This is a genomic window from Actinomadura sp. (assembly GCF_044508335.1).
Lineage (GTDB): Bacteria > Actinomycetota > Actinomycetes > Streptosporangiales > Streptosporangiaceae > Spirillospora.
On the sequence record NZ_JBIQHY010000006.1, the window covers coordinates 59,756 to 74,770 of the forward strand.

General features: G+C 74.5%; 15 protein-coding genes. 2 read left to right on the plus strand and 13 right to left on the minus strand.

The window, feature by feature from the left end; all coding sequences use genetic code 11:
- Positions 1-12: 12 nt before the first annotated feature.
- The 6 genes from thiI to ACIWVC_RS04170 form a co-directional block, all read right to left on the minus strand.
- Positions 13-1,245, minus strand: coding sequence for a tRNA uracil 4-sulfurtransferase ThiI (thiI, locus tag ACIWVC_RS04145; RefSeq protein WP_396453817.1), 1,233 nt, complete (start codon positions 1,243-1,245; stop codon positions 13-15).
- A gap of 104 nt (positions 1,246-1,349) precedes the next feature.
- Entirely contained in the window at positions 1,350-2,396 is a 1,047-nt protein-coding gene (locus ACIWVC_RS04150) for a 6-phosphofructokinase (protein ID WP_396447182.1), read from the minus strand.
- Positions 2,397-2,537: 141 nt separating this feature from the next.
- Positions 2,538-3,014, minus strand: coding sequence for a hypothetical protein (locus tag ACIWVC_RS04155; RefSeq protein ID WP_396453818.1), 477 nt, complete (start codon positions 3,012-3,014; stop codon positions 2,538-2,540).
- Between the two features lie 343 nt (positions 3,015-3,357).
- Positions 3,358-3,996 carry a response regulator gene (locus ACIWVC_RS04160; RefSeq protein WP_396447247.1) on the minus strand — a complete coding sequence of 213 codons (639 nt, stop codon included), beginning with the start codon at positions 3,994-3,996 and terminating at the stop codon, positions 3,358-3,360.
- 11 nt (positions 3,997-4,007) lie between these two features.
- Complete coding sequence (gene macS, locus ACIWVC_RS04165; protein WP_396447184.1) at positions 4,008-5,192, minus strand: MacS family sensor histidine kinase; 1,185 nt, start codon at positions 5,190-5,192, stop codon at positions 4,008-4,010.
- 10 nt (positions 5,193-5,202) lie between these two features.
- On the minus strand, positions 5,203-5,937 hold the full coding sequence (locus ACIWVC_RS04170) for a lysophospholipid acyltransferase family protein (protein WP_396447185.1): 735 nt from the start codon (positions 5,935-5,937) through the stop codon (positions 5,203-5,205).
- A 366-nt stretch (positions 5,938-6,303) separates the two neighbouring features.
- Between ACIWVC_RS04170 and ACIWVC_RS04175 the strand changes: the two genes are divergently transcribed.
- A complete protein-coding gene (locus ACIWVC_RS04175; protein WP_396447186.1) occupies positions 6,304-7,191 on the plus strand; it encodes a hypothetical protein in 888 nt (295 codons plus the stop codon).
- Here ACIWVC_RS04175 and ACIWVC_RS04180 read toward each other — a convergent pair.
- The 5 genes from ACIWVC_RS04180 to ACIWVC_RS04200 form a co-directional block, all read right to left on the minus strand.
- Positions 7,188-7,889, minus strand: coding sequence for an endonuclease/exonuclease/phosphatase family protein (locus ACIWVC_RS04180; protein ID WP_396447187.1), 702 nt, complete (start codon positions 7,887-7,889; stop codon positions 7,188-7,190). The two genes, ACIWVC_RS04175 and ACIWVC_RS04180, sit on opposite strands and share 4 nt — an antisense overlap.
- A gap of 2 nt (positions 7,890-7,891) precedes the next feature.
- Positions 7,892-8,860, minus strand: coding sequence for an ROK family glucokinase (locus ACIWVC_RS04185; RefSeq protein WP_396447188.1), 969 nt, complete (start codon positions 8,858-8,860; stop codon positions 7,892-7,894).
- Between the two features lie 162 nt (positions 8,861-9,022).
- The gene (locus tag ACIWVC_RS04190) at positions 9,023-9,457 is read right to left on the minus strand and encodes an SRPBCC family protein (RefSeq protein WP_396447190.1); all 435 of its coding nucleotides are present in this window, start codon (positions 9,455-9,457) and stop codon (positions 9,023-9,025) included.
- Between the two features lie 64 nt (positions 9,458-9,521).
- The gene (locus tag ACIWVC_RS04195; protein WP_396447191.1) at positions 9,522-10,289 is read right to left on the minus strand and encodes a metallophosphoesterase; all 768 of its coding nucleotides are present in this window, start codon (positions 10,287-10,289) and stop codon (positions 9,522-9,524) included.
- Between the two features lie 66 nt (positions 10,290-10,355).
- Positions 10,356-11,051, minus strand: a complete 696-nt coding sequence (locus ACIWVC_RS04200) for a copper homeostasis protein CutC (RefSeq protein ID WP_396447192.1) — start codon at positions 11,049-11,051, stop codon at positions 10,356-10,358.
- A gap of 237 nt (positions 11,052-11,288) precedes the next feature.
- Between ACIWVC_RS04200 and ACIWVC_RS04205 the strand changes: the two genes are divergently transcribed.
- On the plus strand, positions 11,289-13,079 hold the full coding sequence (locus tag ACIWVC_RS04205; protein ID WP_396447193.1) for an AMP-dependent synthetase/ligase: 1,791 nt from the start codon (positions 11,289-11,291) through the stop codon (positions 13,077-13,079).
- Positions 13,080-13,141: 62 nt separating this feature from the next.
- Here ACIWVC_RS04205 and ACIWVC_RS04210 read toward each other — a convergent pair whose 3' ends face one another.
- A complete protein-coding gene (locus ACIWVC_RS04210) occupies positions 13,142-13,801 on the minus strand; it encodes an SDR family oxidoreductase (RefSeq protein ID WP_396447194.1) in 660 nt (219 codons plus the stop codon).
- 87 nt (positions 13,802-13,888) lie between these two features.
- A partial coding sequence (locus ACIWVC_RS04215; RefSeq protein ID WP_396453819.1) for a DUF1996 domain-containing protein occupies positions 13,889-15,015 on the minus strand: 1,127 nt, incomplete at its 5' end.

Here is a 15,015-nt window from a genome sequence, read left to right on the forward strand (position 1 = left end):
CGCCCTCGGGGGTCAGGACGCCGGGTCGGCGTAGGCGGGCCGGTGCTCCTGGACGGAGTCGGCCAGGTGGTCGGCCAGCTCGTCCACGTCGAGGCGCTTCTCGATCCTGCGCAGGTCGTCGATCTTGGCCTTGGTCTCGGCCCGGCGCGGCGCGAGCATGGTGCAGCAGTCCTCGTCGGGCAGCTCGGAGATCGACAGCGTGCGGATGCGGCGCGCCTGGTCCATGATCTCGCTCTTGTCCATGCCGACCAGGGGCCGCAGGATCGGCAGCTCCACGGCGTCGTCCAGCGCGGTGATGTTGGTGAGCGTCTGGCTGGACACCTGGCCGAGCGCGTCGCCGGTGATCAGTGCGGCGCCGCGCAGCCGGCGCGCGACGACCTCGCCGGTGCGCAGCATCAGCCGGCGCTGCGCGATCACGGCCAGCCGGTCGGCCCCGGAGGACTTGATCTGCTGCTGCGCCTTGCCGAACGGCACGACGAACAGCCGGGACCCGCCCTGGAACTTGTCCAGCTCGCGGACGAGCGCGTACGCCTTGTAGATCGACTCCGGGCCGGTGAACGGCATGCCGGAGAAGTGCAGGTAGTCGACGCGCAGGCCGCGGCGCATCATCCGGTACGCGGCGACCGGCGAGTCGATGCCGCCGGACATCAGCACGAGCGCGCGGCCGCTCATCCCGACGGGGAGGCCGCCCTGGCCGGGCAGGCCGCCGGAGTAGACGAACACCTCGTCGCGGTCGACCTCGATGGACAGGGTGTGCTCGGGGTCCTTGAGCTTGACGGGCTGCCCGTAGCGGCCGGCGACGAGCCCGCCGACGTGCCGGTCGAGCTCGGTGGAGGTCATCGGGAAGCGCTTGTCGCGGCGCCGGGACCGGACGGCGAACGTGCCGGTGCGGCCGTCCATGAGCTCCAGCGCGGCGCGCTCGACGCTGGCGAGGTCCTTGCCGACGCGCCAGGCGCGGTGCGCCCACACGATGCCCATGACGTCGGTCACCCGCTGCGCGACCCGCTCCATGGTCGCCGGGTCGGCGTCGTGCTTGCGGATGATGAACACGCCGTGGCGGCGGACGACGTCCACGCGGGCGATGGGCCGGACGGCCCGGCGCACGTTGTCGGCGAGGCGGCGCTCGAACTGCTCGCGGTTCTTGCCCTTGAGGACGACCTCGCCGAGTTTGAGCAGCACGCACGGCTCGCCGTCGACCGGCGACTGCTCCCGGACGTCCGCCGGCGCGGTGTCGAGCGTGGTCATGCGTGGTCCTCCTGGCGGGAACAGATCGAGGGGCGAGCTTCTAGTGTGGCCCACTGTGGGCAACACCGCGACCCGGAAGACGTGTTCCCGCCGGGAGGCGGGGATCAGCCGAAGAAGACCTCGGCCTCGGCGTAGCGCTCCAGCGGGACGGTCTTCAGCTCCTTGGTCGCCTCGTCCAGCCCCACGCGGACGATGTCGGTGCCCCTGAGCGCGACCATCTTGCCGTAGTCGCCGTCCTTGACCGCGTCGATGGCCTGCAGGCCGAAGCGGGTGGCGAGGACCCGGTCGAACGCGGTGGGGGTGCCGCCGCGCTGGATGTGCCCGAGCACGGTGGCGCGGGCCTCCTTGCCGGTGCGCTTCTCGATCTCGTCGGCGAGGGCCTGGCCGATGCCGCCGAGCCGGACGTGCCCGAACGCGTCGCGCTCGCCGGTCTGCAGCTGCATCTGCCCGTCGACCGGATGGGCGCCCTCGGACACCACGATGATCGGCGCGTACCGCGTCTTGAACCGGCTCTCCACGTACTGGCAGACCTTCTCGATGTCGAAGGGCCGCTCGGGGATGAGGATGACGTTGGCGCCGGCGGCCATGCCGACGTGCAGCGCGATCCAGCCCGCGTGCCGGCCCATGACCTCGCAGATCAGCGCGCGGTGGTGGCTCTCGGCGGTGGTGTGCAGCCGGTCGACGGCCTCCATGCCGATGTTCACCGCGGTGTCGAACCCGAAGGTGTAGTCGGTCGCGTTCAGGTCGTTGTCGATCGTCTTCGGGACGCCGATGACGTTGACCCCGTTGGCGTACAGCTCGCGGGCGACGCCGAGGGTGTCCTCGCCGCCGATCGCGATGAGGGCGTCCACGCCGAGCCCGGCGAGGTTGTCCTTGATCCGCTCGATGCCGCCCTCGACCTTGATCGGGTTGGTCCGGGACGAGCCGAGGATCGTCCCGCCGCGCGGCAGGATCCCGCGCACGGCCTGCACGTCGAGGGCCACGGTGTCGCCTTCGAGGGGCCCGCGCCAGCCGGCCCGGAAGCCCACGAACTCGTAGCCGAAGACCTGCACGCCCTTGCGGACGACCGCGCGGATCACCGCGTTCAGACCGGGGCAGTCCCCGCCGCCGGTCAGCACTCCGACACGCTTGCCGTCTCCTTCTCCAGCCACCGGGCTCCTCCCTCGAGTTCACATGCTCCGACTGCGGCACACGGCCGGGCGGCGCGCGGCCGGATTTCCCGGCCCGCCGCCATTGGTCTAGACCATAGCCGCTGGCGCGGGCGGCGGCATCTCGTTCCCCCGACCCGGGGGTCAGGTGGACGCGGACCGTCCGAAGACCCGGATGTACCCGCGGACCCGCACCGCCACTCCCCCGGGCGCCCGCCGCACGGCGAACCGCCGCGGGCGCGGCGGGGACACGCCGTCATACGACCACCGGACCTCGGCGAGCGCCAGTTCCCGCGCCGCGTCCCGGCCGAGATCGGCGCGGTGGGCGCGGGCGAAGTCCCAGCCGTCCCGGAACGACCCGCGGGTCGGCCGCCGCGCCGCCCAGCCGGTGAACGCCGCGCGCCAGGACGTCCCGTAGGACGCGGCGAGCGCGGGCCAGGCGCGGGCGACCTCGCCGGCCCGCTTGAGGAGGATGCCGTGCGCGGCGGCCCCGACCGCGCCGGCGTCGAAGCCGTCCGGGAGCGGCCCGCCGGACGTCATCGCGCGGACGAGCGCCTCCTGCGCCGCCGCCAGGCCGGGGTCGAAGCCGGGGTCGGAGCCGGGCGCGAAGGGGCCGCTCATGTGACCGCCGGGAAGCCGGACGCGGCGGCGAGGGCGTCCAGCTCGGCCCGCAGCTCCGCGGCCGGCGGGTAGCGTCCGTCGCGCTCCAGCAGGCGACCTCGTACGGGTGCAGATCGCGGGTCGGGGGGCCGCCGCGCAGCACGCCCGCCCGGACCCTCCGCAGCACCCCCACCAGCACCAGCCCGACCAGGAGGTGGGCCGCTAAGAACCCCAGTGCGGGGCCCCAGATCTCGTCAACCATGGCGCGCTCCCGTCCTGCCGCACGTTCCGCCATCAGACGCGGAGGCGCCGTCCGCGGTTCAGCCGGTTCCGGCGGCCCGGCCGGGCCGAGGCCGGCCGGGGGCTACTCCTCCTGGTCGAGGCCCTTCTCGATGGCGTAGCGGACGAGCTCGACGCGGTTGTGGAGCTGGAGCTTGCCGAGCGTGTTCTGCACGTGGTTCTGCACGGTGCGGTGTGACAGGACGAGGCGCTGCGCGATCTGCTTGTACGTCAGGCCCTTGGCGACGAGCCGCAGCACCTCGGTCTCGCGGTCGGTGAGGCGGGGCGCGTCGTCGTCCTCGCGGGCGGGCGCGGCGGCCAGCCGGCGGAACTCGCCGAGGACGAGGCCGGCGAGGCCCGGGGTGAAGACGGCGTCGCCCTCCCCGGTGCGGCGGACGGCGTCCAGGAACTCCTCGCGGGCGGCGGACTTCAGCAGGTAGCCGGTGGCGCCCGCCTTCACCGCCTCCAGGACGTCCTGCTGCTCACCGCTCGCCGACAGCACCAGCACCCGGACGGGCGGGTCGGCGGCGGCCAGGCGGCGGGTCACCTCGACGCCGCTGAGATCGGGCAGCTGGAGGTCGACGACCGCGACCTCGGGGCGCGCGGCGGCGGCGACGCGGACGGCGGCGCGGCCCTCTCCGGCGGTCGCGACCACGTCGTGCCCGGCCTCGGCGAGGTCGCGGGCGACGGCCTCGCGCCACATCGGATGGTCGTCCACGACCATGACTCGCAGGCTCACGCCGACACCCTAGGACGGGAGCCCGGCCGGCGGGGCACGGTCATCTCGATCTCGGTGCCCTCGCCCGGCGCGGAGAAGATCACGACCTCGCCGCCGAGGTCGGCGACGCGGCCCCGGATGGACTGGGCGACGCCGAGCCGCCCGGCCGCCGCGGCCTCGTCCAGCCGCCCGGCGGGCATGCCGGGCCCGTCGTCGCGGACGCTGACGGTGACCTCGCCGCCGCCGTCCTCCAGCAGGACCCACGCGCGGGCGCCGTCGCCGCAGTGCCGCGCCACGTTGTCGAGGGCCGCCGCCACGGCCGCCGCGACCTCCCGCGCGGCGTGCGCGGGCAGCCGTACCTCGGTCGCCGGCGTGGAGACGGTGACGGACGTGGACGCGTGCGCGGTCAGCAGCGGCCGCAGGTCGGCGTCGCCGCCGTCCGGGGTCCGGGCGCCGGGGACCCGCGCGTCCGGGACCCGCGGCGGGGCGGTGCCGATCAGGGCGCGCAGCGCGGCCTCCTGCTCGCCCGCCAGCCGGCCCAGCTCGGCCGCCTCGCCGCCGAGCTCGCCGCCGCGCCGCTGCACCATGGCGAGGACCTGCAGCACCGAGTCGTGGATGCGGCGGGCGAGCCGCTCGCGCTCCCGGTTGGCCGACTCCAGCTCCACGGCCCGCGCGAGCCGCGCCTCCGCCTCGCGCGCCAGCCGGACGACGTGCCCGACGACGAGCCCGGCGAGCAGCAGCAGCACGATGCCGTTGAACGTGGTGCCGCCGACGCCGCCGCTCGTCCCGGCGATCACGTGCACCAGCAGGTTCGCCGCGGCGAGGACGACCGCGGCGGCGAGGCCGAGCCGGCGCCCGCCCACCACCGCCCACGACAGCACCGCCGCGGCCACCCACGACACCGGCAGCGTGGGGCGCCCGGCGGCGATGTTCGCGGGCGTCTCCACCCACGCCGTCGCCAGCACGCAGCCCGCGGCGACCGCGAGGTCGGCGGCCAGCAGCGGGCGGCCGCGCCGGCGCGGGTCGCCGAACGCGCGGACGGCGTAGCCCGTCCAGGCGGCCATGGCGGCGAGGACGGCCCAGCCGGCGGCCGGGTGCGCGTAGCCGTCGGAGTTCATGGCGATCACGACCGCGGCGTACACCAGCGCGAGGCCGCGGTAGACCGCCACGGCCCGCCACAGCGCGGCCTCCAGGCCCATCATCCCCGGCCGCTCACCCGTGGCCGCTCAGGCCGCCGTCGTCGTCCGCCGGCCGCGCCCGCCCGCCGGCCGCCTCCGCCTTCACCTCGGCGGCGTACCGGTCGACGTACTCCTGCCCGGACAGCTCCCGGATCGCCGCCATGATCTCGTCGGTGATCTGCCGCAGCACCTCGTGGTCGTCCTCGCGGCCGTAGAACCGGGAGAAGTCCATCGGCTTCCCGAACCGCACGCCGGGCCGCACCCCGAGCCGCGGCAGCGGCCTGCCGGGGGGCATCAGCTCGAACGTGTTGATCATCGCCATCGGGATCACCGGGACGCGGGACTTCAGCGCCAGCCGCGCCACCCCCGTCTTGCCCCGGTACAGCCGGTTGTCGGGCGCCCGGGTGCCCTCCGGGTAGATGCCGAGCAGCTTGCCCTCGCCGAGGATCCGCAGCCCGGTCTGGAGCGCGGCCTCGGCCGCGTCCCCGCCGGTCCGGTCGACGGGCACGACGCCCACCCCGGTGAAGAAGCCCTTGCTTATCAGCCCCTTGATCCCTTTGCCGGTGAAGTACTCGCCCTTGCCGATGAAGTAGATCGGGCGCAGCAACGGCAGCGGGCCGAAGAAGTGGTCGGCGAACGACAGGTGGTTGCTCACCATCAGCGCCGGGCCGCGCAGCGGGACGTTGCGCATCCCCTCGTTCCGCGGCCACCACAGGAGGTAAAGGATCGGCGACAGGACGATCCTGAGCAGGATCCAGAACCACAGCATGCGGACACCTTCCTCGGACCGGCGCTCCGGGGCGAGCGCGGCCGGTCCCTGGCCGACGGGAGATGATGGGACATCTTCCCACTCCATGTCGCAGCGATCTACCGGCCGGTACCCCGGAACGGGACGCGGTCCGCGCGACGGCGGGGCCGCCCGGGAACGTAGGCTCTGAACGGTGAACCTCAATCGGGTGCGCCGGGGGGCTTGTCCCGCGCGTCGCAGCGAATACCGTGGGACACACGTTTCGGGGTGTCCGGGAGCGCCGCCGCGCGGCGGGGGCGCGAGCGGGCACCGCACTGTCGTCAGGGGAGCGGAGGCCGTCATGCCGGTGCTGTCGGCCACGCCGGAGACGTCGAAGGAGCCGGCCCCGTGAATCGCCGTGGCAATGGACTGTCGGCCGACACCTACGCCCCGCTGGTCGACCTCGCCCCGCATCTGGCGGACGCCATGCTGGCGGCGCTCGGCGAGGCCGGGGTCGCCGCCTACGCCACCTCGCCGTCCGGGTTGCCGGAACCCGCCGACGCGTCCGCCGAGCCCACGCCCGGCGACGTCCTCGACCGGCTCTACGTGGACGTCGACATGAAGCCCACCGCCGAGGGCATCCTCCGCGTCCACCTGGCCCGGCTCCGCGACGCCTCGTCCCGCGGCTCCGACGACGCGCGCGGCGAGAAGGCCGGGCGCGCCGAGAAGCCCGACCGCGCGGACACCGACCTCGCCGACCCCGCCGGCGGCGACCCCTCGCCCGACGCCGCGCCGGACGCCGGCCGGGGTTCCGGGCGGGGCGCCGGGCAGGGCGCGGGCGGCGCGGCCGAACGCGACGAGGACGCCATCTGGGCCGAGATCGTCGCCGGCTTCGACGACGTGCCCGACGGCGACGACGTCCCCTGGCCGGACGAGGAGAACCTCCGCGAGCCCGCCGACCCGCCTGAGGAGGGCGACGACCGCACCGGCCGCCTCCCCCGCGCCCGCGTGATCAAGGCGACGGAGGTGCCGGAGTTCCCGCCCGACGCCGACGACGAGGGCCACTACGTCCCGCCGCCTCCCCCGCCGCTGCCGGCCGCCGACCCGCTCACCAAGGGCGCCTGGGTCGCGCTGATCGGCGGGCCCGTCTACCTGCTGATCACCGTCATCCTCGACTGGGAGGTCCCCGGCTGGGCCGCCTTCCTGGCCGTCGCCGCCTTCATCGGCGGCTTCGTCACCCTCGTCCTGCGCATGGGCGACGAGCCCCGCGACCCCGACGACGGAGCCGTGGTCTAGCCGACGTCCAGGTCGGCCATGACCGGGCGGTGGTCCGTCGCCGCCGGGTAGTCCGCGGCGAAGGCCGCGCCGGCGGGGACGCCGCAGCCCCTGACGGCCACCGCGGGGTCGGTGAAGACGGCGTCGATGCGGCGGTTCGGGTTCCGCGACGAGAAGGTGGGCTCCTCCCCCGCGGGGGCGGCCAGGCGGGCGTCCGTGAAGCGCCGGGCCAGGGCGTTCCAGGCGTCGCCGCCCGGCTCCTCGTTGAAATCGCCCGCGAGGACCACCGGGGCGCCGTAGCGGGCGCGGGCGCGGTCGAGGTGGGCGAGGATCTCGTCGGCGTGGCGTCGCCGCGGCCCCGGCTTCAGGTCCAGATGGGTGCTCGCGGCGATGAAGCGGGCGCCGCCGACCTCCAGGACGGCGATCGCCAGGGCCCGGCGGTGCAGCTGCGGATCCGGTGTGAGCAGGTGGAACTCGCGGGCCCTGCGCCGGACGCGGCGGGCGGTGAGGACGGCGAGCCCGCAGGCCCGCCGCCCCGCCGCGATCCGCATGCCGCACGCGTTCGCCAGCAGGCGCCGCCGCAGCCGCCAGGCCCCGAAGCGCGGGACCTCCTGCAGGCACAGCACGTCCGGGGCGGCGGCGCGGACGACGCGGGCCACCGCCGCCGGGTCGTCGCGCAGCGACCGGACGTTGTAGCTCAGCAGGCGGACCGCGGCCACGCCTACACGATCACGTCGTGCAGCGGGCGGACGCGGGCGAGGTCCGCGGCGCCGACGATGCCCGCCGCCGAGCCCAGCTCGGCGATGCGGATGTCGGGCAGCGGGCGGTGGCCGCGTCCGGTCAGCGCGTCCTCGAACGCCGCGCGGATCGGGTCGAGCAAAAGGTCGCCGGCGTCCGACAGGCCGCCGCCGATGATGAAGGCGCCCGGATCCAGGATGGCGCTGAGGTCGGCGAGCCCCTGGCCCGCCCAGTGCGCGATCGTGCGGAAGCACTCCAGCGCGGCCTTGTCGCCCTCGCGGGCCGCCTGCGACACCTCGGGGCCGCTGATGCCCTCCGGCCGCCCGCCGCCGAGTTCCAGCAGCCGCCCCGCCATCGCGGGCGCCACCCGGGCCAGATCGCGGGCCTCGTGCACCAGGGCGTTGCCGCTGGCGTACTGCTCCCAGCAGCCGCGGTTGCCGCAGCCGCAGCGCCGCCCGTCCGGGACGACCCGGAAGTGGCCCATCTCGGCGCCGATGCCGAACCGGCCCCGGTACAGCTCGCCGTTGATGATGATGCCGCCGCCGATGCCGGTGCCGAGCGCCACCAGGACGAGGAAGTTCTCCCCGCGCCCGGCGCCGAAGCGGGCCTCGCCCCACGCGGTCGCGTTGCCGTCGTTCTCCACGACGACCGGCAGCCCGACCAGGCTCTCGACCTTCTCCTTGATGGGCTCGTCGCGCCAGGCGAGGTTCGGCGCGAACAGCACCGTGGCGCGCGCCTCGTCCACGAAGCCGGCCGTGCCGAGGCCGACCGCCGAGACCTCGTCGTACTTGCCCTTGAGCAGCTCGACGACCTCGGCGATGGTCTCGGCGGTCTCCTTCGGGTTCGTCGAAGGAGTGGGCCGGCGGACCTTCTCCAGGATCGTCCCGCGGTCGTCGACGACCCCCGCGGCCACCTTGGTGCCGCCCACATCCACGCCGATGGTCAGGGCCATGTAACGCTTCCTCCTCCTCGCGCGCCCCGGCTGGAGCCATTCACCGCACTACCCGTTGCCGGCGGTTTGGCACGGTCCCGCGCGCCGCCGCCGCCTCCATCATCCCCCCGGCACCGGCCCGCGCGGTATAGCGCCTCGTCGGCGGGACGCGGCGGCGGCCGCTCAGCGCTCGACGCGCCGCTTGAGGCCCTTCAGCGCGGAGTCGATGATCCGCTTCTCGCCCTTGCGCTTCACCATGCCGATCATCGGGATGCGGACGTCCACGGCCAGCTCGTAGGTCACCTCGGTGGCGCCGCCCTCCTCGGCGAGGGCGTAGGTGCCGTGCAGGCCGGTGACGACCGTGCCGGGCTCCACCAGCTCCCACGTGACCCGGTCGTCGCCCTCCCAGGTGTAGGCGAGGCCGACGGTGTCGCTGAACGGGCCGCCGTCGAACGTCAGCCGGCCGCGCAGCGCGCGGCCGTCCTCGCCGGTCTCCTGCACGGTGAACTCGCGGATGCCGCTCGCCCACTCCGGGTAGGCCTCCAGGTCGGCGATCACCGCCATGATGTCGGCCTTCCCGGCCTTGACCGTGATGGAAGAACTCGTGCGGTCCGCCATCTGCGTCTCCCTCCGGCTCCTCTCGGGCCCGCGCCGGGGCCCGCTGTCGTTCCGACGGTATCCGTCACACCGTCAGGACGTGCGGAACGCCGCGGGCCCGGAAGTGCCCGACGTTCACGCACTCGGTGCGGCCGATCCGGATGCGGCTCGCGAGCGGCTGGTGGACGTGCCCGAACAGCACGTACTTCGGCTGCGTGCGGTGGATCGCGTCCAGGATCGCCTCGCTGCCCCGCTCGAACCGGCGCGCGACCGTGTCGTACAGCAGCTCGGGGACGGCGGGCGGGATGTGGGAGCACAGCACGTCCACCTCGCCGACGGCCTCGACCTTGGCCGCGAAGGTCTCCTCGTCCAGCTCGTAGGGGGTGCGGTACTCGGTGCGGAGGCCGCCGCCGACGAACCCGAACCGCAGCCCGCCGATCTCGGCGGTCTCCCCGTCCAGGACGTGGTGGCCGTCGCGCAGGTGCGGGCCCCACATGCGCGGGACGTCCACGTTGCCGTAGGTGAGGTACGCCGGGGACGGCATGGCCGCGAACAGCTCCGCGTACTGCCGGTCGACCGCCCGCTCGATGTGCGGCCACGCGTCGCCCTCCAGCGACGCCCACAGGCCCCGGGAGAACGCGCGGGCCTCGTCGAAGCGCTTCTCGGTGCGCAGCGCGATGAAGCGGTCGGCGTTCTCCTGGCCGAACAGGTCGGCGAAGATGCCCTGCCCGTGGTCCTGGTAGTCGATGAACAGGATCAGGTCGCCGAGGCAGATGAGGACGTCGGCGCCGTCCGCCGCGCTCACCAGGGCGTCCGCGCGGCCGTGGACATCGCTCACCACGTGGATCCTCATGAACCGACTCTAATAGGGCAGACCGCCGCGGAGAACGGGCAGGGCGCCCGGTGCCGGCGGGCCGGCTCAGCCGGTCGCGGCCGACACCAGCGAGCGCCACTCCCGGACGAGGTCCGCGTCGACGGGCGCGTCCCAGGCGCCGTCCGGTCGGACGGCGGTGCCCACGTGGAAGGCCGTGACGCCCGCAGCGGCGAGGACCGCGACGTGCTTGCGGCGCAGCCCGCCCCCGGCCATGATCATCCCGGCGGCGCCGGGGCCCTCGGCGGCCCGCCGGACCAGCACCCCGACGCCGGCCTCGACCCCGCGCGGCGACCCGGCCGTGAGGACGGTGTCGAGCCCGCCGCCGAGATGCCGGACGGTGCGCCACGCCTGGGCGGGGTCGGCGGCGTGGTCGAGCGCGCGGTGGAACGTCCAGGGCAGCGGCGCGGCGACGGCGGCGAGCTTGCCGGTGGCGGCCGCGTCGACCTGCCCGGCCGAGTCGAGGAAGCCGAGCACGAAGCCGTCCGCGCCGGCCTCCGCGAGGTCGGCGGCGGCCCGGCGGAGCCGGTCCAGCTCGGCGCCGGTCGTGCGGAACCCGGCGTTGGCGCGCAGCATCACCCGCATCGGCAGCGTCGTGGCCGCCCGCACGGCGGCGACGAGGTCGGGATCGGGGGTGAGCCCGTCGGCGGCCATGTCGGCGACGACCTCGATCCGGTCGGCGCCGCCGTCCTGCGCGGCCCGCGCGTCGTCCGCGGTCAGCGCGATCACTTCGAGCAGCGACATGGCGATCTCCCGAACGGCGTCCGTTGTGCGAGCGGGACAAGCGTAGGCGACCCGGCGCCCGCGGCCGCGCGGCGGCGGGCCGTCTTTGCCGTGCCGTTAACCCGGCGGCGTGCGCCCCGCCGCGGATCGGGCACGGTCATTGGGCGGGCGTCGTCCCTACTCATGGGTATCATTCGGGTGCGGGAAGGCGCCCGGCGATTTCCCGCCGACCTGGAAGACCGACAACGGGAGTGGGCCGTGCGCGAGTTCAGCGTCCCCGCGATGGTGGAGGTCCCCGACTCCGCCAATCTCACCGACGCGCCCTTCACCAGGGCCGCCGAGGAACCCGGCGCCATCGTGGCGCGCCGGAAGGAGGGCGACGCGTGGAGCGCGGTCACCGCGGCCGAGTTCGCGGCCGAGGCCGCGTCGGTCGCCAAGGGCCTCGCGGCCGCCGGGATCGAGCCCGGCGACCGGGTGTGCCTGCTGTCGCGGACCCGCTACGAGTGGACCGTCCTCGACTACGCGATCTGGACGGCCGGGGCCGTCTCCGTCCCCATCTACGAGACCTCGTCCGCCGAGCAGATCGAGTGGATCGTCGGCGACTCCGGCGCGAAGGCCGTGTTCGCCGAGACCGCCGAGCACGCGGCGCGGGTCGCGGAGGTCCGGGACCGGCTGCCGGCCCTCGCGCACGTGTGGGAGATCGACGGGGGCGGGATCGAGGAGGTCGTCGCGCTCGGCGCCGAGACCGGCGACGACGTCGTCGAGGAGCGCCGCCGGTCCCGCACCGCCGCCGACATCGCCACGCTCGTCTACACCTCCGGCACGACCGGGCGCCCCAAGGGCTGCGAGATCACCCACGGGAACCTCGTGTCGACCGCCCGCAACGCCGTGCAGGGCGCGATCTCCGAGGTCGTGGTCGAGGGCAGCTCCACGCTGCTGTTCCTGCCGCTCGCCCACGTGTTCGCGCGGATGATCGAGGTGGCGACGATCGAGGGCGGCATCGTCCTCGGGCACAGCGACATCCCGAACCTGCTGCCCGACCTCGCCTCCTTCCGGCCGACGTTCCTGCTGGCCGTCCCGCGCGTGTTCGAGAAGGTCTACAACGGCGCCGAGCAGAAGGCCGCGGCGGAGGGCAAGGGCAAGATCTTCAAGGCGGCGGCCGAGACCGCGATCGCCTACAGCCGCGCGCTGGACGCGGGCCGCCCCGGCCTCGGGCTCCGGGCGAGGCACAAGCTCTTCGACGTCCTGGTGTACGGCAAGCTGCGCGCCGCCGTGGGCGGCAGGGTGGAGTACGCGGTGTCGGGCGGCGCGGCGCTCGGCGAGCGCCTCGGCCACTTCTTCCGCGGCGTCGGCATCACGATCCTGGAGGGCTACGGGCTCACCGAGACGACCGCGCCCGCCACCGTCAACCGCCCCACCGCCCTAAAGATCGGGACGGTGGGCCGGCCCATCCCCGGCGTGGACCTGCGCATCGCCGACGACGGCGAGATCCTCGTCCGCGGCATCAACGTGCTGCGCGGCTACTGGAACAACGAGGCCGCCACGAAGGAGGCCCTGGAGGACGGCTGGTTCCACACCGGCGACCTCGGCTCCCTCGACGAGGACGGCTTCCTGCGGATCACCGGGCGGAAGAAGGAGATCCTGGTGACCGCGGCGGGCAAGAACGTCGCGCCCGCCCCGCTGGAGGACAGGCTCCGCGCCCACCCGCTGGTCAGCCAGTGCCTCGTCGTCGGCGACGGGCGCAAGTTCATCAGCGCGCTCGTCACGCTGGACGAGGAGGCCCTCGGCCCGTGGAAGTCGCAGCACGGCAAGCCCGAGGCGATGACGATGGACGAGCTGCGCGCCGACCCCGACCTCGTCGCCGAGATCGATGCCGCGGTCGCCGAGGCCAACAAGTCGGTCAGCCGCGCGGAGGCGATCAAGAAGTACGTCATCCTCGGCGTCGACTTCACCGAGGAGGCCGGCCACATGACGCCGAGCCTGAAGGTGAAGCGCAACGTCGTGATGAAGGACTTCGCCGACGAGATCGAGTCCCTCTACACCGCGTAGTTCCTGCACCGCGTAGCCCCTGCACCGCGTAGCCCGCTCCGCGCCGCCCGGGCGCGGGGCGGTCAGCCGAGGGAGGCGACGGCGTCCCCGATCGGGGTGCCGCCGTTCAGCAGGTCGAGCGTGCGGCGGCGGACGCCGGGGGCGTCGAGCAGCGCCGCGATGACGGCCGCCACGTCGTCGCGGGTGACCGGGCCGTGCCCGATCGGCGGCTCCTCCAGCCGCACCAGCCCGGTGCCGGGGTCGTCGGTGAGCCGCCCCGGGCGCAGGATCAGCCAGTCGAGCGCGTCGCGGCCCTTCAGGTCGTCCTCGGCCTCGCCCTTGGCCCGGATGTAGGCCTCCCACACCTCTCCGCGCCCCGGCGCGGGCTTCTCCCCGGCGCCCATCGCGGAGATCTGCACGAAGCGGCGCACGCCGGCGCTCTCGGCCGCGTCCGCCACCAGCACCGACGCGGCCCGGTCGACGGTGTCCTTGCGGGCCGCGCCGCTGCCGGGACCCGCCCCGGCGGCGAACACGACCGCGTCCGCGCCGGCCAGGCGGGCGGCGACGGTGTCCGTGTCCGCGGCCTCCAGGTCGCACACCACCGGTTCGGCGCCGGCCTCCCGGACGTCGGCCGCGTGGTCCGGGTTGCGGATGATGCCGCGCACGGTGTCCCCCCGCGCGGCCAGCAGCCGGGACAGCCGCAGCGCGATCTGCCCGTGCCCGCCCGCGATCGCAATGTCCATGCCGTGATCGTAGAACGGCCGGCCGCCCGGACGCGCGCGGACGCGGCCGGTGAGGGCGAACCCCACCGGCCGCGCGTCCGGCGTCGCTCAGCGGCGGCGCCCAGAGTTGATCGTCTGGACCGCGCGCTGCATCAGCTGGTCGCTCATCACGTTGATGAAGTCGCCGTGGTCCGTCACCGGGTCGTGGCCCGACTCGGGGAAGCTGTCCAGCGCGAAGGCCAGGGGCTTGGCCGGCAGCTCGTAGGAGATCGTCATCCGCAGCTGCGGGACGGCCTTGGTGCCCTGCGGGCAGGCGCCGGTCCGCTGGTCGGGGAAGACGATGTGGTCGCGGTGGTTGGCGCTGTCGGTGTTCTGCCCGTCCCAGCAGCTCGGGAAGTTCAGGACGCGCTCCACCTGGCTGCCCTGCGGGCACAGCGGGTACTTGTCGGTGAACGCGCGGTTCTCGAACCCGCTGCACGTCCACGACGCGTGCGCGTTCTTCAGGCCGTTCGTGACGGCCTTGGCGTCACCGGTGGCGATCCGGATGAACCGCGGCATCGCCGCCACCTTGGTGCGCGGGTTGCCGAGGAACTGCAGCTTCACGCTGGACGGGGTGACGATGCTGCCGACGTTGCCGTCCGCCTTGCTCTGCTCCGCCCGGTCGGAGTTGTCCTCGCCGTCGCGGAGCCGGATCACCGGCCAGAAGTACGCCGACTTGTCGCCGTTGGTGCAGGTCGTCCCGGCAGCGGCGAACGTCTCGTCGGTGGAGAAGGCGTTCGTGTCCAGGTTGCCCACGTAGTCGTGGATGTGGTGCGCGCCGTTCACGACGCCGGGCGCCGCGAGGACGTTGTCGGGGTTGCTGTGCGCCTGGCCCTCGTTCACGCCGCAGTTGGACGAGAACACGCCGGTGGACGCGTTGCGGGTGCGGCGCGGCTGGCGGACGCGCGGCGCCCTGCGGATGTCGACGAACTGGTCCGCGCGCAGCTCCGGGTTCGGCGGCTGCTGCTGGCCCTGGTCACCGTTGCCCTGGTCACCGTTGCCCTGGTCACCGTTGCCCTGGTCGCCGTTCTGGCCGTCGCCCTGGTCGCCGTTCCCTTGGTCGCCGTTCTGGCCGTCGCCCATCTGACCGCCGTCGCCCATCTGACCGCCGTCGCCCATCTGACCGCCGTCGCCCATCTGGCCGCCGTCGCCCATCTGGCCACCGTCGCCCATCTGGCCACCGTCGCCCATCTGGC

What these genes read in the sequence shown, in the direction of transcription:
- ACIWVC_RS04195 (WP_396447191.1), bottom strand. Translation starts at nt 10,289, where the DNA reads ATGAGGATCCACGTGGTGAGCGATGTCCACGGCCGCGCGGACGCCCTG.
- ACIWVC_RS04155 (WP_396453818.1), bottom strand. Translation starts at nt 3,014, where the DNA reads ATGAGCGGCCCCTTCGCGCCCGGCTCCGACCCCGGCTTCGACCCCGGC.
- ACIWVC_RS04185 (WP_396447188.1), bottom strand. Translation starts at nt 8,860, where the DNA reads ATGGCCCTGACCATCGGCGTGGATGTGGGCGGCACCAAGGTGGCCGCG.
- ACIWVC_RS04160 (WP_396447247.1), bottom strand. Translation starts at nt 3,996, where the DNA reads ATGGTCGTGGACGACCATCCGATGTGGCGCGAGGCCGTCGCCCGCGAC.
- thiI (WP_396453817.1), bottom strand. Translation starts at nt 1,245, where the DNA reads ATGACCACGCTCGACACCGCGCCGGCGGACGTCCGGGAGCAGTCGCCG.
- ACIWVC_RS04190 (WP_396447190.1), bottom strand. Translation starts at nt 9,457, where the DNA reads ATGGCGGACCGCACGAGTTCTTCCATCACGGTCAAGGCCGGGAAGGCC.
- ACIWVC_RS04210 (WP_396447194.1), bottom strand. Translation starts at nt 13,801, where the DNA reads ATGGACATTGCGATCGCGGGCGGGCACGGGCAGATCGCGCTGCGGCTG.
- macS (WP_396447184.1), bottom strand. Translation starts at nt 5,192, where the DNA reads ATGATGGGCCTGGAGGCCGCGCTGTGGCGGGCCGTGGCGGTCTACCGC.
- ACIWVC_RS04170 (WP_396447185.1), bottom strand. Translation starts at nt 5,937, where the DNA reads ATGCTGTGGTTCTGGATCCTGCTCAGGATCGTCCTGTCGCCGATCCTT.
- ACIWVC_RS04200 (WP_396447192.1), bottom strand. Translation starts at nt 11,051, where the DNA reads ATGTCGCTGCTCGAAGTGATCGCGCTGACCGCGGACGACGCGCGGGCC.